The sequence below is a fragment of the Nostoc sp. genome (genome assembly GCF_036916575.1).
In the GTDB taxonomy this organism is placed as follows: domain Bacteria; phylum Cyanobacteriota; class Cyanobacteriia; order Cyanobacteriales; family Nostocaceae; genus Nostoc.
The window spans coordinates 15,442-37,563 of sequence record NZ_JBALGC010000120.1; the positions used below are offsets into that span (position 1 = coordinate 15,442).

The following is a 22,122-nucleotide window of genomic DNA, read 5'->3' on the forward strand; positions in this document are numbered from 1 at the left end:
TTATAAACTTGGGCGAGCGCGTTCTGGAGGTAGCGATGGCTCACACTTCTAGACGAATCGTCGCTGTAAAAGAAGGTAGCAACGGCAAATTTTTACATCGACTGACAATGCGATTGCATCGACTGACAATGCGATTGCATCGACTGACAATGCGATTGTATCGACTGACAATGCGATTGCATCGGTTGACAATGTTAATACAACACTAAAGTTATGGAAAGCCTCTTGGACGCTTATACCAATTCTGTATGAAGATGCGCCAAAACTATATAAGAAACGAACCGCGAAGGGCGCAAAGGACACAAAGAAAGAAAGAAAGAAAATTAGGCGCAGCCTCACAAAGAAATGGTATTACCTACAGCAGATTGCAACTTAGTGAGGTACAGATAATCGTAGGGAACATGGCTGTGCCCCTACCCGTGTACTTCATTTACCTGAAATACGCTGTATATCAGCTTGGCTCAATCAAATCGACGATCGCTTTTTGGTTCTTGGTAAAATAGGAGCGATCGCCTGCTAATTAGTTTGTGTAGCAAGCTTCACTAATTAGACATAGGAGTGAAAATGAGTGTAGAGACGTAGCACAGACGTATTTCATTGCTCCAAAAATTGTCTTACCCTAGCTAAGGCTTCCTCTCCAGGAATGGGTTGAGCTGCACCGCTTCTGACTTCATCTCTACGCTTCTTAGCTTCATCTGTCCACAGTGTTTGAAGCGTTTCGTCTACATCAAATTCAAGACTTTCAACCAACTTTTCTGCCAACAATGCTCTCGCGGCACTGGGCAAAGCTAAGGCTTCTTTCATGACTTGCTCAACAGATGCCATAATTCCTGAAAGCATAGGGACTATCCAGAGTCTAGGAGGAAAGCAGTAGATATGGCACAATACTAAAGTTACGGAAAGCCTCGCAGACGTTTACCTATATCAGCTTGGTTGAATCAAATTGATGATCGCCTTCACCAATACATCTGGATCTACTGGTTTAGAAATATGCATTTGAAATCCTGCTGCTAGTGCTTGCTGCTGATTCATTTCCCCTGCATAAGCTGTCAGAGCGATCGCTGGTACGTTTCCTCCTTGTTGAGGCGATCGCGATCGCACTTCACGCATCAGCATATAACCGTCTGTTTTTGGCATTCCAATATCGCTAATTAAGACATCTGGTATCGACTCAGATAGTGCTTGTAGTGCTTCTTTTGCTGATGATACGGCGGTTACTTGAACACCGTAATCTTGCAAAATAAAGCTAACTAAATCGCGGATATCTGGTTCATCGTCCACTACCAAAACTTGAGTGTCTGCAAGCAGCAACGACTCAGGCTCAAAATCTGAAGACTGATTTTCTTCACCCCGAAACTGTTCGCTTCTGAGCAAAAGTGGTAACTCGACAGTAAAGCTTGCACCCAATCCTTCTCCAAGACTTTCGGCTTGAACATTTCCCCCATGCATTTCTACAACATTACGCACGATCGCTAGTCCTAAACCTAGTCCACCAAATGTCCGAGTAGTTGTACTATCAGCTTGGCGAAAGTAATCAAACACATAAGGCAAAAAGTCTGGGCTAATTCCCTTACCTGTATCGCTGACCTGAATTTGAGCTTGGTTACCAACTTCCATGAGTCGAATTTCTACCCGTCCGCCTGTTGGTGTAAATTTTACCGCATTAGAAAGCAAGTTCCACACGACTTGTTGCAGCCGATTTGGGTCGCCCATCACTTGTCCCAAATTAGCATCAAATATGGTCTGAATTTGAATTGACTTGGCTTGTGCTGCTAGTTTTACTGTTTCTAGTGCTGCTTCAACTACCATTACCAAGCTGACTGGACAGATATTCAAGTTTAATTTTCCTTGGAGGATGCGCGACACATCCAACAAATCTTCAATTAGCTGGGTTTGTAACTTGGCGTTGCGTTCAATGGTTTCTAAGGCGTGGTTAGTAGTTTTTTCATCAAACTTGCGAGTCCGCAGCATTTTCGACCAACCCAGAATGGCGTTGAGTGGGGTTCGCAGTTCATGGGAAAGAACCGCCAGAAATTCATCTTTAATTTTGCTGGCGATTTCTGCTTGTTGTCGTGCTGTCCTTTCGCAGTCGAGTAGGCGATCACATTCTTTTTCAGCCAATTTGCGATCGGTAATGTCCAGTACAAAAGCAACACCATATTCTTGGGAGTCATTCAGCAAGGCCATTCCCAAAACAATTGGTACTCGCTTCTTGTTAGGGTGGACAAACTCTTTCTCATAAATTCTGGAAACTCCAGTGGTTTGTACCTCCAAGAGGGCGCGATCGTCTAAATCCTTATACTCAACAGGAGTAAGTTCTCTCCAATTAATTCTACCTAAAATGGCAAACTGAGCACGAGTGTAGCCAGCTAGTTGAAGAAAGACATCATTGGCATCAAGAATAAAGCCATCCACGTTCCAAAAAGCGACCCCGATCAGGTTAGATTCAAACAAACGCCGAAATCGCCCTTCACTTTCGCGTAATGATTTTTCTGCGCGTTTGTGTTCCGTAATATCGCGATAAACACTAATTACGCCTTCAATAGTTTGGTTGGAATTTCGTAATGCTGTGAGGATGTATTCATAATAATGCAACCCATCGGCGGTAATATATTGACACTCATCCTTAATCGGCTGCCCAGTTTTCATCACAGCTTGTCGTTGATTATCTACTTGCTCTACAAGGTCTGCGGGTAAATCTACTTCTTGCAAAGTCTTGCCGATAATATCCTGGGGTTTTAAGCCTAGTAGAGTTGCTCCATCACGACTGACATACTGATAGCAACCTCTGCGATTAAAGATATAAATATGATCGACTGATGCAGTGAGGATAGCATTTAAAATATTTGCCTGTTTTTGCACTTGAGTTGTTAGTTCGCGAGTACTTTCTTCTGCCTGCTTGCACACAGTAGTTTCCATACAAATTCCGATCATTCGCACCGCTTGTCCCTGATCGTCATAGATAAATTTTCCCTTGGCAGAAATCCAATGTACACTTTGGTCTAATCGAACTATGCGATATTCATCGTTGTAGTCAGTCTTTTGTCCCATCGTCTGGGCAATAACTTGCATTACAGATTGCCTGTCTTCAGGATAAACGCACTTCAGAAACGCCTCATAAGTGCCGTCAAAACTCCCTGGAAGCAGACCAAAAAGCATTTCATGATTTTCAGACCAGATGACTTGATTGGTTACAATATTCCAATCCCACAAGCCCATCTGGGAAGCATCTAGAGCTAGCCTCAGCCGTTCTTCACTCTCCCTCAGGGAAACTTCTACCTGCTGTCGCTGTATAATTTCTTGTTGGAGTTGCTGTAAAGTCACTGCCACATCTGTTGGCAGATTGAAGGCTGTAGATGTCCCCTGTTGAAGATGCGATTCAATGTCAGACTCGACAACTTGAATCTGGGGATTTTGTGCTGCTATTGCCAGTTTGGTTTCGAGTTCTATTATTTGCTGCTCAAGCGCTGCTTGCTCTTGTTGATAAAATATTTTTGATTGCTCTAACTCAGCTACACGCTGCCGCATAACTGCTAATTCCTCAGTGAGTTGAAAGTTAATTTTATCAACTTTTGTCATCTTTAACACAACTCACGACTAAACAATACCGATTTGAAGAGTAGGCATCCCGTAGTTTTATGAGTATGGATTTTTTAGCTGAAAAATGCAATCCATCAAAAGGCACATAGGAGTTTTAGCTACAAGACATACTCTGAGATTAAGAGCGATATCTGACGGCAAGACGCTTTGCATCCAGCGGGAAATCAATCATCTCTTCAGATGCATGAAGACCGCACCAATTAATAATCCCACAACTTGCCCCCAGAAGACAACACCCGATTGGTTTACGCCAACGGGAGGAATATTTAAACTGCCTATTCCATAAAATAATTGTTGTACAAACCACCAAAATATATAGAAAAAGGCTGGGAGTTGGATGGGGATATACAAGATTATTAGCGACAAAATTGTGTCAATTTTAGCTTTAGGAAATTTCATCACATATGCTCCTAAAACAGCTGCGATCGCGCTATTGCTCCCAATCAATGGTACTGTCAAACTCGGTTCAGCTAGAATTTGGACTAATCCTGCGATCGCACCAGCAGCCAGATAAAATCCTAGATAACGTCTATGTCCTAGAATATTTTCTACAGTTTTACCAAAAACCCACAAAAATAGCAGATTTCCCAATATCTGACTAAAGCTGCCATGTATAAATATTCCCAAAAATAGTGAAAATGTTCGCCAAATTACAATTATCCAAGCAGCAGAGTTGTTGAAGAAGAGTGCATTTGTAATTGCCCCACTAATCTGCGCTGGAATCACTCCCCAACTATTGACAAAATAGCCCAATTCACCATTAAATTCTAGTTGAAGTTCATATAAAAATACGGCAATATTAATGCCAATCAGCCAGTAGTTAATAATTGGTTTAGTCCGACAACGAATATTATCACTAATAGGAATCATATGGATTTGTCATTAGTCATTGGTCATTGGTCATTCTTTGCCTGTCTCCCCTATCGTCCTTAACGTGTGGCAAGATTGAAATCAGATCGCATCGCACTTAAGTAGGCAAACGAGATGTTGGGAAACACACTTGTAGGAAGATACCAAATTATTAGTAACTTGGGAGGTGGGGGTTTTGGTGAAACCTTTGTGGCTTGTGATACCCAATTACCCGGTTCACCTCTATGTGTTGTTAAGAAACTTAAGCTCCAAGCAAGTGATCCAGTAACTTTGGAGACAGCTAGGCGTTTATTTAATACAGAAGCACAAGTTCTATATAAATTAGGAACTCACGATCGCATTCCCCAACTTTTAGCTTACTTTGAAGAAAATGCCGAATTCTATCTCGTACAGGAATTGATCGAAGGTGATGACCTGAGTCAAGAATTAATACCAGGTAAAACCTGGAGTCAAGAGCAAGTAATTTCACTTTTACAAGAAATTTTGACAATCTTAGAATTTGTTCATCAACAGAATGTAATTCACCGTGATGTTAATCCCCGAAATATTCTCAGACGCCACCTGGATGGCAAATTAATTTTAATTGATTTTGGTGCAGTTAAACAAATTACTACTCAAGTGATTACTCCCCAAGGTCAAACTATAGCTACCGTTGCTATAGGTACGCCTGGATATATTCCTGGAGAACAAGCTCATGGTACGCCAAAATTAAGCAGTGATATCTATGCTGTGGGAATAATTGCTATTCAAGCTCTCACGGGATTATTACCAGAGGAAATAGTAAAAGATGCCGATACTAATGAAATTATCTGGCATAATCAAGCTACGGTAACGCCAGAATTTGCTCAATTCTTAGATAAAATGGTCTGCTACGACTTTCGACAACGCTATCCTACGGCAACGGTAGCATTACAAGCCCTGAAAGAGTTAACACAACCACCCGCTCAGACAATTGCATTAACTCCTATTTCTCCACCAAAAAATATAAACAAACCTCAACCTAAAAAAGGTATATTGGGAAAAATTTTACTAGCAATATTTTTAATTAGTGTTAGCGGAGTAGCATCAATATTTATTTTGAATCACATTAATTCAAATAACGCTATAGAATTATCCAAACAAGGAAATACCCTTTTTGATTTGCAACGCTATCAAGATGCGCTAGCAGTATATGAAAAAGCAGTTAATATTAAACCAGATTATGCTCAAGGCTGGAATGGTCAAGGCAAAACGCTGGATAAATTAAAAAAATCCAAAGAAGCATTAGCGGCATATGACAAAGCAATTCAAATTCAGCCAGATTATTTAGAAGCTTGGATTGGACGGGGTTTTGTATTAGAAAATTTACAGCGATATCAAGAGGCGATCGCCTCTTTTGACAAAGCCTTACAATTAAATAATGATAATTCAGAAGTTTGGAACGCTAAAGGTGAAGCTTTCAGTAATTTAAATCAATATGACCAAGCAATTAAATCTTATGAAAAAGCGATTGAACTCAAACCAGATAATTACGAAGCTTGGTACAAAAAAGGATTAGCCTTACAAAATTCCAAACGATATGAAGATGCGATCGCCGCCTACCAAAAAGTCGTTGATTTAAAACCAGATTACCAGCAAGCTTGGTATAATTGGGGAAATGCCTTAGTAAATTTGCAACGTTACCGAGATGCCTTTACAGCTTATGATAAAGCAGTGCAATCCCAGCCCAATTATTATCAAGCTTGGTTATCAAGAGGTAATACACTGCTCAATTTACAACGTTATCCAGAAGCAATTGAATCTTTTAATCAAGTAATTAAATATAATCCCGGCAACTATCAAGCATGGTATAATTTAGGCTGGTCGCTACATCAAACCCAACGCTATGAAGAAGCGATAAGATATTATAATAAAGCAGCAAAAATTAAAGCAAACGACTATCAACTATGGTATAATTTAGGAAATTCACAATACATTTTGCAAAAATACGAAGATGCGATCACGTCTTATAATAAGGCAGTTCGTTATAAACCAGACCATTACGAAAGCTGGTATAGCAGAGGCAATGCCCTATTAAATTTGAAACGCTATCAAAGTGCGATCGCTTCTTACGATCAAGCAATAAAATATAAGCCTAATTACCAACAAGCAATAGACGCCCGCAATCAAGCCCAAATTCAACTGCAAGGTGAAAAATCAAAGCCTGTAATCGTGCCAATTATCCCAGTTCCTAATTCCACTAATCCACCGCAGACGACACCTTAGTACTCTGTCAAGTTAAGAATGCTTGGTTTGTAGTGAGCGCTTTAGCGCTCAAATCAAGGACTAAAGTCCTTACTACGAACTTACAGGGGTTTTCAATTAAATATACCACACGCGTAAGGGCACAATATATTGTGCCCCTACAATAATGTATATTCCACGCATCTAAAAATTGTTGTATGTAACAAGTCCATTCATTTGAAAATTGCTATAACTACCGAATATTCACTTCTTGTAAGTAATTTACTCCCTGAAGATATTCAATTTTAGTGACTGAGTTTTTAGGGACGAATGAATCTGTTCTTTTTGCAGAAGCTACCTTTTGATTGTCAGCCAGCACGCGTTGTTTTTGAGTATACTCATTCAATTTAACTTGAGCTTGAGCATAAACTAGAGTATCGTTGGGAATATTTCGGAGAAATTTTACAGCCCGATCAAAATCGCCAATAGATGCTTTTTTGTAAGCGTTCTGTAAAAAGTAGGCTGCTCTAATCTGCCGCTTTCGATTGTACTCAGCTAACTTGTCTTGAACTAAAGCACCAGCAGAACTTTCTTTAGGAATTTGACGCAGATATTGTAACGCAGTAGAAAAATCTTTTTCAGCGGCACTTTCGTAAGCTTTGGCTAATAAATCTTGTGTCTGTGCTTCAATGTTGACGGATGCTTGCTGAACTAGTTTATCTGTTTTAGATTGCCAATAGAAAATATGTGGAACTTTAGCAGCAGCATCAATAACATTTGACCATTTGCCTTCATTCAAAGCTGTTTGAGCTATTTGGTATTGCTGTGCAGCTACTTGCCATTGCTCTTGCCATTCTTCGATTGTCGCTTGCGCTTCTGGATAAACATTGCTGTGGGAAGGAATTGATTTAACGAGTGCGATCGCCTCTTGTAAATCTCCTGCTTGATATTCTTTTGTTGCTTTATATAAAGTTTCTGTTTCTGAGTATGCAGGCGCAGCATTAATTAAAGAATATACACTAAATCCCATCAACAAAGAATTAGCAGCCAGCCCTACTTTCATTCCTGTTAATAAGGGGGATAATTTTCCAGATGTAGAATTTTGAGAATTATCATCTTTAATCGCCCCTTCTAGAGGAAATTGAGAATCTGCTTCTAATATTTGTGATGGCTCAGTTTCCCAGATTATTTGTTTGAGTACCCGCAGTACCTCACCGGCAGACTGGAAGCGCTTTTGGTAATCGTAGCGGATCATTTGGCTGAGAACAGCAGCTAGATAATCGTTAACTGGTGTGTTTTGAGAACGCCAAATAATTTCATTAGTATAAGGATCAGCCTTTAATTGTAGTGGCTCTAATCCAGTTAAAGCCTGAATGGCAATCATACCCAAAGCATAAATATCACTGTTAGGCTGTGTTTGTTCAATAAATTGCTCTGGCGGTATGTACCCTAATGAAGTCGCAGGAATTCTAAAAATGGGCAATTCCGCACCTATGCCAAAATCGATAGACTGGATTGAGCCAAAGTCAATCAGAACTAACTTGCGATCGCTATGACGTCTGATCAAGTTTTCCGGTTTAATATCGCAATGGATAACGCCTTGAGAGTGAACAAATTCTAGAATACCTAAGACATCTATGAGAAATTCTACAACTTCGCTTTCACTCCACAGACACCCCCACTGTTGATCAATGGGTAATTCCGCAGTCAGCGCATGTCCTTCAATACACTCTTGTACTAAGTAAAATTGCTTATCTTCTTCAAAGCAGGCGATGAATTCGGGAATTTGGTGATGGCTTCCTAGAAGCTTGAGGGTTTGAGTTTCAGTCAGAAACAGTAACCTCAACATATCCAAGTAGCTGGATTCGGAACTGCTAACCTTGATCTGCTTAACAACGCATTTGGGATTCTCCGGATAATCTACGTCTACAGCAATATATGTTTGTCCAAACACCCCTGCACCCAGGCTTTGGACAATTTGGTAACGCCCTTGTAGTAATTTACCGATTATGTGGTAGGTCATGACCTGGTTACTCAGTAAGTCCTTTTATTTAGTTTTTCTGACATTTTCTTCTGTATCCGGAATGCTTTAGAAATAAATAACCAGAATTTTTATACCTGATGATGCGATCGCCCCGTAAACCACCAAACCAATTCTTTGCTTATCCTCTATGACGATGCCCAAAACCTTTACGGAGAAAAACGCAATAATAAATTTAGCTTTCAGAGCGTAGGCATTCAGGCACAAGGACGCACAACTATTTTTAAACTCAACTACCGCAACACAAAGCAGTATTAGGGGTAGCCGATGAATTTGCTAAAGAAGTGATACTCCTACCACCAAAGATGAAGCCACCAAGCTAGCGCCAAAGTTGTGTTAGCGTTCGCGTAAAGCCAACAGCATAACAAAGTCCTTCTCCTGCCAAAGACGCGCAAGGGACGGATACGCACTCGCGTTCGCTTACCGCGCAGCGTCTCGTGGAGAAGTGGTGGCGATCGCGAAGCAAAGAGCAAGTCTTGTGGATTCTCTTAAACGCAATCATGCGAACAAGCAAAATTAAAAAAACTTATACCACAAACATGAGGGCTGATTTGGTGATGGTAGTTTTATTTTTGCCAGTCAGTACATAAGTACTATAATAATTAGAAATCATTTATGAGAGAGCAAAAGGCTGAAAAGCTTATAAATACGTACTTTTAATCTCCGTATTTTCTTCCGATTCAATTCTGATTGCTATAGATTATATCTGTAGTTAGAGTTTTAATAGTTGTAATTGGGTGATTATTCAGCCATTTGTATGAGTTAAACAGTAAGTGAAAAGATGTACTTTGTTATTAATAGCAGCATGAAAGACAAGATACTTATACCTTTACTAAATTTTATTTACCGTGAATATTCATCTAAGTTATCAGTTATTGAAGCGAGTATTTACTTGTTTTACTTTAATTAGTTTAATAACAGCTTGCGAATCAATTCAAGCACAGCAAATAACTGAACCGCAGTCGCAAGTGGTTTTTGGTGCTAGTAATGGTGAATTAACTGAGCAAGGTGCTGTGCGTACTTACTATATTTATACACCCAAGTCTTACTCTCCTAGTCGTCCTATGCCATTAGTTTTAGTATTTCATGGGGACGATGGTAGCGGTCGCTCAATTAGTAATGTGTCTCGATTTAATGAATTAGCAGAGCAAAAAGGGTTTATTGTAGTTTATCCTGATGGGATTGACCATAAATGGAGTTTGAGAAAGAAGGGCAAAAGGAATATTGATGATATCTCTTTTGTGAAAAATTTAATTAATCACTTAAAGCAAGTTAGAAATATCGATAAGCAAAGAATCTACGCTACTGGTTTTTCTAGAGGTGGAATATTAACTCAGGCTTTGACTTGTCAACTATCTGATCAAATAGCAGCTTTTGCTTCTGTTGCTGGTTCTCTGCCAATGCGACTTGAACAAACATGCCAACCGCTTCTTCCTGTATCAATATTGATGATTAACGGCACAAACGACCAATCTGTACATTATCAGGGCGACAAAAAAACTCAAAAAGGAGCGCTCATTTCGATTCCGAAAGTAGTAAATTTTTGGCGCGTTCACAACCAATGTCCTACGTATACTGCAAAAGATGTAGCATTTGCCCCTAACAATGGAAGTAGTAACGATAAAGTTAAAACCTATTCCTACTCAGGTTGTAACGCTGGTTCCGAGGTTTTACAAGTGGCTGTAGTCAATGGAGGACATCTTTGGTACGGTGGTACTTCTAGTGATGAAAATATTAACAAGTTCAATAACAACCTGGGTTTTGACTCAACTCAGACAATTTGGAATTTCTTTGAGCGTCATACTCTACCCCCAGTTCAGGGCAAAGACATCTGATCAATAAGAACACTTAATTTCAATAAAGCCCAAAATAAATGGTGGGTGCGATCGCACCTTAACTTTGCTCTATTGTTATCGCTTCTAACGGCAGCACCGCGCAATCACCTATCGTCTAGAATTCAAGCGTTTGCCTTCAGCGGTAGAGAGGAAAATTTAAAAGGGCGTGGCAAGCATTTATCGCTCTCCTTGCTCCTTAGTTAAGTTTATATCCATAAATTTTTTGACTTAAAATCAATTGTTCTATAGTAAATTTGACGTGAGTGATCGCTCTTGTGAGGCGTAGCCCATCGCTCTTTATTCAAGCGAGGCCTACGCTCATCAAAAGCAGAATCTGAAAAAATACTCCAGCACTCAGATGGCTCAACGGTTAACACTACTCATGTCAGGGTAGCGCCCACCTGCTGCCACATCTTTTGGTGCAACTGCTTCAAGTCGATTTAACTCTTGTTCAGTCAGAGTAATTTCGGTAGCTGCAATATTTTCCTCCAAGTAAGTACGGCGTTTTGTACCAGGAATTGGGACAATATCTTCTCCTTGAGCGAATAGCCATGCTAAAGCAAGCTGACTAGAATGTTACTCCTTTTTCGGTGGCAATTGCCTTCACTTGCTCGACTAATTGTAGGTTCTTATAGAAATTCTCACCTTGAAAGCGAGGAGCATTTCTGCGATAGTCATCAGGTGCCAGATCATCAGGGCTGGTGATTGCACCTGATAAAAACCCTCTTCCTAATGGGCTATAGGGAACAAACCCAATTCCTAATTCGCGCACAGTAGGTAAAATTTCATCCTCTGGGTCGCGACTCCAAAGAGAGTATTCTGTTTGCAGTGCCGTAATCGGGTGAACTGCCACAGCCCGTCGAATCGTGGCAGGAGCAGCCTCCGAAAGTCCTAAATAACGCACTTTCCCAAGCTTGACTAACTCTGCCATTGCTCCTACAGTATCTTCAATGGGTACGGTTGGATCTACCCGATGTTGATAATAGAGGTCAATCACTTCAACTCCCAGGCGTTTTAGCGAGGCATCGCAAGCTTGATGGACATATTCAGGTTTGCCACTAATCCCTTTCCAACCGCCGTCTTCAGTGCGGACATTGCCAAACTTGGTTGCTAACACTACTTGATCTCGGCGATCTTTAATTGCTTTGCCTACTAGTTGCTCATTAGTAAAGGGCCCATACATATCAGCAGTATCGAGAAAATTAACTCCAAGTTCCAATGCCCGATGAATTGTGGCGATCGCTTCAATTTCATCACGACCACTATAGAACTCAGACATTCCCATGCAACCAAGTCCGATATTTGAAACTTCTAACCCTTGTTTACCTAGCTTTCTGGTTTTCATATAAATAATCTCCTAGTCACTAATGGGTCTAGTACAGTTTTGCGTAAAAGCGTAGCGTTTTTAATGCAGAGGAACGCATTAACATTGCATCAGGATGCATTGGCATTGCAAGGGGACGCATTAACATTGTAAGGAGATGCATTCAGAATGCGGGCGACGAAAACTGCACCCATCGCTTGAGCAAGCCGTCCTGGGGTAAACTTGGACTGTTTCTTCTGCCAAACATCTGAAAATCGAGGCGTTGCATAATTGCGGGATGATTTTACTAGTTTTGTGGGATGGGCATCTTGCCATTGGTGTCAAGTTAAGAAAAATAGAATCTTGTCAAGTAGATAAAACTTAATGGTTAAATTTATGTGGAATAGCTTACGAGCAAATACACCAGCGATCGCACCACAGAGTACAAATTCTTCTATTTGATTTTCCCGTAAAGGATTTGGCTACTTGATTCTAGGAAAGAAAACAACAGCATAATTAGTACAGCGGGCGCGTAAATAGCGCAAAGTCGAGCCAGTCGCTTAGGCGGGTTTCCCGACTTGGGCGTTAGCGTAGCGGTAGCGACGCAGGAGCGTCACTGGCGTTGAGCGGCGGTTCCCGCCGTTGGCGTAGCCCGCCGTAGGCATCAGTTAGCGCAGCGTTAGCGACGCAGGAGCGTCACTTTGCAAGACGAGTCACCATTGAAAAGTCCTAAAGAGCTTATTCCATAATGCTTTTGAATGAGTGACTTCCGCCGAACTGTACTAGTCGGTTCACCAAAACTCTGAAGACCATTCATCCTCGCTGAAAACATCTGAAGAATGTCTTGTATTTTGGCTCAACCAAAGTAGTAGTTAGGCTACGACTTTGGTTGAGATGGTTCCTAGCTAACAACGAAAGGGGCATAGCAGTTTGCGAGTATTGAGAGTATTTTTAAAGAAAATCTTTGTGTGGCGATTATTCTATGCTATTTGCTCTAAAATTCCAGCCCAATCCATTTCGCTTTTTAGTGTATACCGAATGGGTCATGCTTACAAGCTGCGGTTCCTTAGCTGTATTGGAAGCGATCGCTGGGCGGCGGTTGCCTCTCCAGCACATTTCAGTTTTGATGTTGCTTTGCGTCATGGGGTGGGTACTGCCAACGGGCAAATCATCCGTTAAAATCCTCTATACATTTGCCCAAATTGGCTTAATTTTCTACGGAACAACGCTGGGATATCTCCACATTTTGCCGACGCTGTACCTGATTGTATTTATTCGCACTTGCTTCTTGTTCGGCATGATCGAACGCTGGGCAGTTGGAGGAATGTTACTAGTGTTATTTTTGCTACATCAAACCAGCTATGTGCAGAATATGACAACGCTTGTGCCCCAGCTCAAGGAGCAGTTTTGGATGCACCTAGTTGCCGAAACGCTGATGTTTGGATTGGGGCTGTTCCTGGTGCTAATGTTAGTCAATACACTGCTGTCTGAACGTCAGGCGCAGAAGGATCTGGCGACAGCGCATCAGCAGCTTACCCTGTATGCCTCCCAGGCAGAAGAGTTGGCAACCGCCCAGGAGCGCAATCGGATTGCTCGTGATATTCATGATTCTTTAGGGCACGCGCTGACAGCGTTGAATGTACAACTACAAACGGCAGTGTTGCTCTGGCAACAGGAGCCAGTCCGGGCAGAACCTTTTTTGCAGCAAGCCCGACGGTTGGGTGTAACTGCCATGCAAGAGGTGCGAAAATCGGTGCAGGCATTGCGCGAAGATAATCGAGCAGAGCAGTCTTTGACTGAGACGATCGCCGCTGTGGTCGATGATTTTCGCCAAGGAAGTGGCATTGAAACGCAAATGCAGATAATAGGGCAGACAGCAGCAAAAAGTAATGCGCCGATGTCTGCTGCGATCGTGAATGCACTATACCGAATTGTTCAGGAGGCGCTGACCAATATTTACAAGTACGCTCGGGCAACAGCAGTGACGGTAGAAATTGAGACAACATCCGAAATCGTGCGCCTGAGTGTTGTAGACAATGGATGTGGGTTTAATCGGGGTAGTTCCATTGGGATAGGATTTGGACTGCAAGGAATGCAGGAGCGAATCGCTGCACTGGGGGGCACATTTACTTTGGAGACAGAACCAGGAAGGGGCTGTCGAATTGGGGTGGAAGTACCTTTGACAACTATCGTGCCAGAAATGTCGTCTAGCTAGTTAATTTATGATTCGCCTGTTAATAGTGGATGATCAAAGCCTGATTTGCCAAGGGCTGAAAACGATGTTGGAGTTGCAGCCAGATTTGCAGGTAGTGGGGATTGCCAGTAATGGCGAGATGGCGATCGAGCAGGTCGCAGCCCTCCAGCCTGATTTGGTGCTAATGGATGTGCGAATGCCGTTAATGGACGGCAGAGCCGCAACACGAAGGATCTGCGAACAATTTCCTAGTGTGAAAGTGCTCGTACTTAGCACATTTGACGATGACCAGTATATTGCCGAGTCGATCCGGGCAGGTGCGAAAGGCTATTTGCTAAAAGATATGCCCGTAGAGGAGCTAGTGCAAGCAATTCGGCTGGCGTATCAGGGCTATGCTCAATTGGCTCCGGGGCTGTTGGACAAGCTGATGAAAAATCCTTTGGGCATTGCTAAACCAACCGCTTCGCCAAAATTGGAGACACTAACGCGGCGAGAGCAGGAGGTTTTGCAGTTGATTGCCAATGGAGGCACAAATCGAGAGATCGCTGAGCAGTTATTTATCACCGAAGGCACAGTCAAGACTCATGTAACGCATTTGCTCAGTCGGCTCGATTGCAAGAACCGCGCTCAGTTAGCGATCGCCGCCAATTCGATCTTTGGAAGTGAGGATTACTTATTAAATGCAGAAGTAACTAACCTTCCAATCTCAGGCGATATGCACTCCACATAGGCGTTTGAATTCTGATGATGGCAGCTTGAAATGTATAGTTGGCTCATCCTTTCTCTAACTGCTCACCTGTTTGCTTTGAAAGACTTATCTCGGAATTTAGTTCCTATCACCACCTGATTGGGGGTCTGCCGAAAGGTAGAGTCGAACAGATGCGCCAGAGTTTTAAAGCTATTACTAATTACAACAATAATCTTGCACCAAGTGGATAGATACGATGCAAAAGCGATTTTACAATTGAATACACCACAATCGGGGAGCAACAGATGACAAACGATCGATTAAAGATGCAAGATCCACGTCGGCAATATCCAGAACCGCCCTTCCCCCGTCAGCCGCAGCCTGCACCGGGACTCACTCAAGAGATGATCCCTCAACCGGATCACGGTGAGGAGAGCTATACAGGATGTGGAAAGCTTGCAAACCGAAAGGCATTGATCACCGGAGGAGATTCCGGTATCGGGCGTGCCGTAGCGATCGCCTTCGCGCGTGAAGGGGCGGATGTGGCAATCTCCTATCTCCCTAGTGAAGAGTCGGAGGCAAAAGAGGTGATAAAACTGATCGAACAAGCGGGACGCAAAGGCATCGCTCTTCCTGGTGACATCACGGATGAGAGTTTTTCCCGAAAACTTGTGACAGATGCGGTAGAATCTCTGGGCGGTTTAGACATTCTCGTCAACAATGCTGGCGCCCAGAGTACTCATCCCTCCCTTGAGGATATTAGCTCCGAGGAGTTCGATAAAGTACTCAAGACTAACCTCTACGCGTTGTTTTGGATTACGCAGTCGGCAGTGCCGCACCTGAAACCAGGTGCAGCCATCATTAATACAGCTTCTGTTCAAGCGTATGAACCTTCACAGGGGATCATGGACTATGCACTTACCAAAGCAGGCATTGTTGCTTTCAGCAAAGCACTCTCTAAACAAATGATTGAGAAGGGTGTGCGCGTCAACGCTGTAGCGCCCGGTCCGTTCTGGACGCCGCTACAGCCTAGTGGCGGTCAGACTCAGGAAAAGATTGAGAAATTTGGCTCCACGGTTCCGCTGGGACGACCCGGACAACCTGTAGAAATCGCTCCTGTATACGTACTCCTTGCTTCACAGGAGGCAAGCTACATCACAGGAGAGGTTTATGGTATAACGGGTGGTGTCGGTATTGCGTAATGTCCGTTTGTGCTATAAGCTGGCAATTGGTTGATCGCGTTGTGGAGCATGTCCAGTACTGTAGAGATGAGATTTGTTACCACTATGCTGTTTGAGCGCTTTAGCAATGAGGACACACGCTCACGATAAGGGAGATCCATAAAAATAAATCAAAGCACTTTATTAAAACAAATAACTGACTACGCCCACAAATCAACCACGTTTTGCCAAGCAGTTCCCGAAGAGTAGGCGCTTTGATTTATTTACTGATACAGGGCGATCGCATCATGTCAATAACACTGTTATATTCTCAACAGAGTTCAAAATGATCTTATTAAACGCTGCTTATTGACAAAAGTTTAGGCAATCGCTTTCATACTGGGATGATCAATCGAATGATAAATGCTGATCAAGACAGTCAGCTTTTTTATAGCCCCAGAAAAACGGCTGGCCATAACTTGACAAAAACATACATCCATATGCATAGACGAGCGCCTTTATATTTGTTTTTAGGAGTATTAACGAGTTCTAGCTGTTTTATATTTAGTGGAGCAGCTCAAGTCCGATCTACTCCGCAGCAGTCCTCGACTCGGAGTGAAGCTCAAGCTGCTAATTGGTTTGAAGCCCATCGCACTCAACCTGCGGCTTTACGAGCATTTGTACAGCGAATGCCGAAGGGAGGAGATATCCACAGTCATCTCAGCGGGGCTGTGTACGCAGAACACTATCTGGAGTGGGCTGCCACCGATGGGTATTGTGTGAATCCAAAGGCGGGGGCTTTAGTTGAACCATTAGCTTGCGGTCAAGACAGTAGCTATTTTCCAGCCTCAGAATTATTCAACCGAACATCTGTTTATGATTCCCTAATAAATCGTTGGTCTACTCGCAACCTCCAATTTGCTGGAAAATCTGGACACGACCAATTTTTTGACGCTTTTATTGGTTTTGGAGCAATATCAGATTCTGCAAGCCGTCGAGATGATATGGTCGCGGAAGTTGCAAATCGGGCAGCTTCACAACATATTAGCTATCTAGAATTAATGCTTACCGTTCAGGGCAGTGAGGTTCGACAGCTAGGGCGTGAAGTTGGTTGGAATCAAGATTTTGCTCTGATGCACCGTCAATTACTCAAGCGAGGATTAACTAAGCTAGTGACACTCGGCAGTCAGCAATTAACACAGTTGGAGCGTGAAGTCTCGAAAACACTCAGTTGCGGCACTCCATCGGCACAGCCTGGATGTACAGTAACGGTGCGCTATTTGCAGCAAACGACAAGAACAAAATCGCCTGTTGAAGTATTTGCTCAGTTAGCTTATGCCTTTGCACTAGCTTCATCACAAAAGCGAGTAGTTGGTATCAATCTCGTGGCCCCAGAGGATAACCCGATTGCACTGCGTGACTACACCCTGCAAATGCAGATGCTGCAATTTTTAAAACGCCAATTTCCCAATGTTAAGGTCGCACTCCATGCTGGAGAGTTAACTTTGGGGTTGGTTCCGACCGAGGATTTACGTTTTCATATTCGGCAAGCTGTAGAAATAGCACAAGCCTCTCGCATCGGACATGGAGTGGATATTCTTTTTGAAGAGCGTCCTTTCGAGTTGATGGCGCAAATGCAACGACGCGGCGTGTTGGTAGAAATCTGCCTGACCAGTAATGAGGTCATTTTGAATGTCCAGGGAAATCAGCATCCTTTTATGGAGTATTGGAAAGCTGGAGTACCAATGACTCTTGCCTCTGATGATGAAGGCATTTCCCGCATTGATTTAAGTCATGAGTATTTGTTAGCGGCAACTAGATACGGGCTGGGATATAAAGACCTCAAGCGACTAGCTCGCAATAGCTTAGAATATAGTTTCGCTCCCGGAAATAGTCTCTGGAAGTCGCCTGAGTTTAAGGCGATGGTTCCAGCTTGTGCAAGCGATACCCCTGGTGATACCTCTGTTTCTCAAGGGTGCAGTGCTTTTTTGCAAAAGAGCGAACACGCACGAATTCAATGGCAACTAGAGTCGGAATTTGCTCGGTTTGAGTCATTGCAGAACTGGCTTTGATAATTAAAACAGGTGTATGAGCATTTACCCACCAGACCGATTTCAGTTTGGGACAGTGAGTATGGATGTGCCCCTATCGATTTTTCATATTTTTTTTAATACTTGTAATAAGCTGAATATTTTGTTGGAGGAGAAGCTGAGTCAAAGGCTTGAGGCGATCGCTCAAAATCCTAAGTCAACAGCATTCCGATCTGGAGATTGTGGTATAAGATGCCAACACCTTGTATCGAAATGCGATGCCAAAGGCGGGCTACGCCTACGCAAATCCGGCAGCCTTTAACTTTACCAATGTGATCACTCCATGTTTATCTGGCTCTGACACCTGTAGTAACCCAGACAAGTTTTTGTTTTGGGATGGCATTCATCCAACGGCTGCGGCTCATCACATCATCGGGGAAACTGCTTTTTCAACAATTCAAGAGGCAGGGATGATTAATCCGGGTTTAATAATGGTTCCATGAAAGGGGAAGGGGAAGGAATTAAAGCTTTTTCCCTTCGCCTTCTTCGCTAATATTGGTTTTTGCAGGGTAATAGATTTTTTGTGTCAAAAATATTTTAGATTAAAATACGGTAAGTCTGACTAATTACCGTTGATTAATCTCACAGAACGCTCAAATAGTATTATTACTTCTTTATATTGGAAACTAAAATAACTGCTTATGTCTGAACAATATCGTTTTGAAACCCTGCAAGTTCATGCTGGACAAGAGCCGGCTCCGGGAACTAATGCTCGTGCTGTGCCAATTTACCAAACAACTTCCTACGTTTTTGATGACGCCAACCACGGAGCGCGGTTGTTTGCTCTCCAGGAATTGGGTAATATCTACACCCGGATCATGAACCCGACGACGGATGTATTTGAAAAGCGGATTGCTGCCTTAGAAGGGGGTGTAGCAGCATTAGCAACCGCTAGTGGGCAGGCGGCACAATTCTTGGCAATCAGTACCATTGCTCAGGCTGGAGATAATATTGTTTCCACTAGTTTTCTGTATGGGGGAACATATAACCAATTTAAAGTAGCCTTGCCACGACTAGGTATTAATGTCAAGTTTGTGGAAGGAGATGATCCAGAAAGTTTCCGTCAGGCGATCGACGATCGCACCAAAGCCCTATACGTTGAAACCATTGGCAATCCCCAATTCAACATTCCCGATTTTGCCGCTTTAGCTCACATTGCCCACGAAAACGGCATACCTTTAATTGTGGATAATACCTTTGGTGCTGGTGGGTATCTAGCTCGACCCATTGAATATGGTGCAGACATTGTAGTGGAATCTGCAACTAAATGGATTGGTGGGCATGGTACTTCCATTGGTGGCGTAATTGTCGATTCGGGTAAATTTGACTGGGGTAACGGCAAATTTCCCCTGTTTACTGAGCCATCACCCGGTTATCATGGGCTGAATTTTCAAGAAGTGTTTGGCCCTAGTGGAACATTTGGCAACATTGCCTTTATTATCCGCGCCAGAGTTGAGGGGTTACGGGATTTTGGGCCGTGCTTGAGTCCATTTAACGCCTTTCTTTTACTACAAGGATTAGAGACTCTCTCCCTACGTGTAGATCGGCATGTGAGCAATGCCCTAGAATTGGCTCAGTGGTTAGAGCAGCAAGAGCAAGTATCATGGGTTAATTATCCGGGACTTTCTAATCACCCCGATCATGAACGAGCGAAAAAATATCTTCGGCATGGGTTTGGAGGAGTTTTAAACTTTGGCATCAAAGGTGGACTAGAGGCAGGTAGAGCTTTTATTAATCATGTGAAATTGGCGAGTCATTTAGCAAACGTTGGTGATGCTAAAACCCTTGTCATTCATCCCGCTTCCACAACCCATCAACAACTAAGTGATCATGAACAGCTTTCAGCGGGTGTGAAACCCGATTTGGTGCGGGTATCGGTGGGAATTGAACATATCGACGATATCAAAGAAGATTTTGAGCAGGCATTTCGGCAAGTGAAAACAGAGGAAAGTTAGGAGTTTAGAGTAACCCTGTCAAGATGACTTCTAAAATCTTTTTCTCTCTCTGGTTCCTCTGCGTCTGGAGTGGTTTATAAGTTATTTATTGAACCGCAGAGGCACAGAGAAGCCAGTGCGTTGGGCGGGTTCCCCGACTTGTTCGCTCTTAGCATTCCCGCTCTTTAGCAACTGGCGCGACACAGAGATAACAGAGAAATTTCTTTTTAAGAATTTTTACCCACTTTTACAGGACTAGAGTTTGGAGTTAGTTCTCCTCATTTCCCATTTTCACTGCCTCTTAGACACAATCCTAGATATGATCTACTCAGACTTCATCTCACCGCAAACCCAGTTTTACCAGATGACGGTGCTATTTCAACTGGAAGGGGGTGAAACATTAACTGGGATTCAGGTTGCTTATCGTACCTGGGGACAGTTAAATGCTCAAGGCGATAATGGGGTACTAATTTGTCATGCCTTAACTGGTTCGGCTGACGCTAATGATTGGTGGGAATCTTTGTTTGGTTCAGGGAAAGCTTTCAATCCAGAACGCGATTTTATTGTGTGCAGCAACATCTTGGGAAGTTGTTATGGCACAACTGGGCCAACTACTATCAACCCCATAACGGGAAAGGCTTATGGTGTATCCTTCCCTGAGATTACAATCCGAGATATGGTTCACCTGCAAGCTGCACTACTAGAATATCTCGGTGTTCAATCTCTGCGATTAGTAATTGGCGGTTCACTCGGTGGGATGCAAGTATTGGAGTGGGCTTTATTATATCCAGAAAAGGTGAAAGCGATCGCACCCATCGCTGTTTCTGGAAGACATTCCGCTTGGTGTATTGGATTAAGTGAAGCCCAAAGACAGGCAATTTATGCCGATCCAAACTGGCAAGCAGGGAACTATACTCTGGATGCGCCCCCAAATCAAGGATTAGCAGTGGCACGGATGATGGCAATGTCTACTTACCGTTCCTGGGATAGTTTTACAACCCGCTTTGGGCGGCAGCATGATACATCTGAGCAGTTTGCTATGGCCAGTTATTTACAACATCAAGGTCAAAAACTGGTAGAGCGATTTGATGCTAACACTTATATCATTCTCACCCACGTAATGGATCGCCATGATGTTGCACGCGATCGCACAGTTCCTAATTTATTAGATTATGAATCTGTTTTGCAAAGCATCCAGCAACCGACTCTAGTTGTCGCAATTGATTCTGATATCCTCTATCCTCCAGTAGAGCAACAAGAATTAGCAAATTTAATTCCTAATGCTCAACTGGCGTGGCTAAAGTCAACCCACGGACATGATGCATTTTTAATTGACATGGCTGCATTAAATGAAATACTAATCTCTTTTGAGCAAAGTTTAGATTTATCAGCCTCCTAACTCGGCGTTTCGAGTTCTGAGCTTGAAGTTCCGAGCTAAAAGGTCGGCCTTTCGAGTTCTGAGCTTGAAGTTCCGAGATAAAAGCTCGGCCTTCCGAGTTCTGAGCTTGAAGTTCCGAGATAAAAGCTCGGTCTTCCGAGTTCTGAGCTTGAAGTTCCGAGATAAAAGCGCGGCCTTCCGAGTTCTGAGCTTGAAGTTCCGAGATAAAAGCGCGGCCTTCCGAGTTCTGAGCTTGAAGTTCCGAGATAAAAGCGCGGCCTTCCGAGTTCTGAGCTTGAACGATGACGTTTAGAGGTGGAATGATCAAGTTGAAAAGGCAATCACACTACTCATTTCAAGTGTGATCGCATCTTTAGGCATTGGGTTTATTTTTGCTGTTCTTTGTGTCATTAATATAAATGATTACCAAGCAGTAAATAGCTACAGGAGTTAGTGCGATCGCAACAGGCGGGTAAATCGTGTAGAAAGTAGCCACAACTTCAGCAACACCCAATATTGTCAGAATAAATTCGGCTTGTTTACGTTTCATCAGAATTGCTTTTAAATGGTTGACAATTCCATCAAACAATGCTCAATCACAACTTCAGTCCCAAGCTGTCTGAAGTTATTACCGAGTTATTTCCTAGTTATTTCCAATTCCCAAGTTATTCCCAACTTACAGCTATTTTCAGGCAATTGAACCACAGATTTTTGTAGGGGCACGGCATTGCCCATTGGTGTCAACTTAAGAAAAAATCTGCTTTGAGAGGACGTTTTGCCCTCATCCCCTAACCCCTTCTCCCAACTTGGGAGAAGGAGAACTAGAG

General features: G+C 42.9%; 16 protein-coding genes and 1 pseudogene. 10 read left to right on the forward strand and 7 right to left on the reverse strand.

Annotation, left to right across the window (positions count from 1 at the left end; genetic code table 11):
* Positions 1-35: 35 nt before the first annotated feature.
* Positions 36-209: a hypothetical protein gene (locus tag V7L29_RS26835; protein WP_334737354.1), complete on the forward strand. Its 174-nt coding sequence runs from the start codon at positions 36-38 to the stop codon at positions 207-209.
* A gap of 385 nt (positions 210-594) precedes the next feature.
* Here V7L29_RS26835 and V7L29_RS26840 read toward each other — a convergent pair whose 3' ends face one another.
* From V7L29_RS26840 to V7L29_RS26850, 3 genes are all read right to left on the reverse strand, one after another.
* Entirely contained in the window at positions 595-825 is a 231-nt protein-coding gene (locus V7L29_RS26840; protein WP_334693271.1) for an addiction module protein, read from the reverse strand.
* 99 nt (positions 826-924) lie between these two features.
* Positions 925-3,579, reverse strand: coding sequence for a PAS domain-containing hybrid sensor histidine kinase/response regulator (locus V7L29_RS26845; RefSeq protein WP_334693253.1), 2,655 nt, complete (start codon positions 3,577-3,579; stop codon positions 925-927).
* A 189-nt stretch (positions 3,580-3,768) separates the two neighbouring features.
* Positions 3,769-4,470 carry a rhomboid family intramembrane serine protease gene (locus V7L29_RS26850; protein WP_334737355.1) on the reverse strand — a complete coding sequence of 234 codons (702 nt, stop codon included), beginning with the start codon at positions 4,468-4,470 and terminating at the stop codon, positions 3,769-3,771.
* Between the two features lie 114 nt (positions 4,471-4,584).
* Between V7L29_RS26850 and V7L29_RS26855 the strand changes: the two genes are divergently transcribed.
* Positions 4,585-6,714 carry a tetratricopeptide repeat protein gene (locus tag V7L29_RS26855; RefSeq protein ID WP_334737356.1) on the forward strand — a complete coding sequence of 710 codons (2,130 nt, stop codon included), beginning with the start codon at positions 4,585-4,587 and terminating at the stop codon, positions 6,712-6,714.
* Positions 6,715-6,925: 211 nt separating this feature from the next.
* On the opposite strand, the gene V7L29_RS26860 is transcribed toward V7L29_RS26855, so the two are convergent.
* Positions 6,926-8,695, reverse strand: coding sequence for a serine/threonine-protein kinase (locus V7L29_RS26860; protein WP_334737357.1), 1,770 nt, complete (start codon positions 8,693-8,695; stop codon positions 6,926-6,928).
* Between the two features lie 866 nt (positions 8,696-9,561).
* Here V7L29_RS26860 and V7L29_RS26865 point away from each other — a divergent pair.
* Positions 9,562-10,548 carry an extracellular catalytic domain type 1 short-chain-length polyhydroxyalkanoate depolymerase gene (locus V7L29_RS26865; protein WP_334737358.1) on the forward strand — a complete coding sequence of 329 codons (987 nt, stop codon included), beginning with the start codon at positions 9,562-9,564 and terminating at the stop codon, positions 10,546-10,548.
* A gap of 363 nt (positions 10,549-10,911) precedes the next feature.
* Here the strand turns inward: V7L29_RS26865 and V7L29_RS26875 are convergent.
* Positions 10,912-11,893 (reverse strand): annotated as a pseudogene (locus V7L29_RS26875) (aldo/keto reductase).
* 940 nt (positions 11,894-12,833) lie between these two features.
* Between V7L29_RS26875 and V7L29_RS26880 the strand changes: the two are divergent.
* From V7L29_RS26880 to metX, 7 genes are all read left to right on the forward strand, one after another.
* Complete coding sequence (locus V7L29_RS26880) at positions 12,834-14,066, forward strand: sensor histidine kinase (protein WP_334737360.1); 1,233 nt, start codon at positions 12,834-12,836, stop codon at positions 14,064-14,066.
* Between the two features lie 7 nt (positions 14,067-14,073).
* Positions 14,074-14,775 carry a response regulator transcription factor gene (locus V7L29_RS26885; protein WP_334693246.1) on the forward strand — a complete coding sequence of 234 codons (702 nt, stop codon included), beginning with the start codon at positions 14,074-14,076 and terminating at the stop codon, positions 14,773-14,775.
* 263 nt (positions 14,776-15,038) lie between these two features.
* The gene (locus tag V7L29_RS26890; RefSeq protein ID WP_334693245.1) at positions 15,039-15,935 is read left to right on the forward strand and encodes an SDR family oxidoreductase; all 897 of its coding nucleotides are present in this window, start codon (positions 15,039-15,041) and stop codon (positions 15,933-15,935) included.
* Between the two features lie 458 nt (positions 15,936-16,393).
* Positions 16,394-17,965 (forward strand): adenosine deaminase, encoded by a 1,572-nt coding sequence (locus tag V7L29_RS26895; RefSeq protein ID WP_334693244.1) that lies wholly within the window; start codon positions 16,394-16,396, stop codon positions 17,963-17,965.
* 236 nt (positions 17,966-18,201) lie between these two features.
* Entirely contained in the window at positions 18,202-18,426 is a 225-nt protein-coding gene (locus V7L29_RS26900) for a hypothetical protein (RefSeq protein ID WP_334693243.1), read from the forward strand.
* A gap of 198 nt (positions 18,427-18,624) precedes the next feature.
* A complete protein-coding gene (locus tag V7L29_RS26905) occupies positions 18,625-19,938 on the forward strand; it encodes an O-acetylhomoserine aminocarboxypropyltransferase/cysteine synthase family protein (RefSeq protein ID WP_334737361.1) in 1,314 nt (437 codons plus the stop codon).
* Positions 19,939-20,236: 298 nt separating this feature from the next.
* Positions 20,237-21,316 (forward strand): homoserine O-acetyltransferase MetX, encoded by a 1,080-nt coding sequence (gene metX, locus V7L29_RS26910; protein ID WP_334737362.1) that lies wholly within the window; start codon positions 20,237-20,239, stop codon positions 21,314-21,316.
* Between the two features lie 352 nt (positions 21,317-21,668).
* Here metX and V7L29_RS26915 read toward each other — a convergent pair whose 3' ends face one another.
* Positions 21,669-21,845: a hypothetical protein gene (locus tag V7L29_RS26915; RefSeq protein WP_334737363.1), complete on the reverse strand. Its 177-nt coding sequence runs from the start codon at positions 21,843-21,845 to the stop codon at positions 21,669-21,671.
* An 86-nt stretch (positions 21,846-21,931) separates the two neighbouring features.
* A partial coding sequence (locus V7L29_RS26920; RefSeq protein ID WP_334737364.1) for a hypothetical protein occupies positions 21,932-22,122 on the reverse strand: 191 nt, incomplete at its 5' end.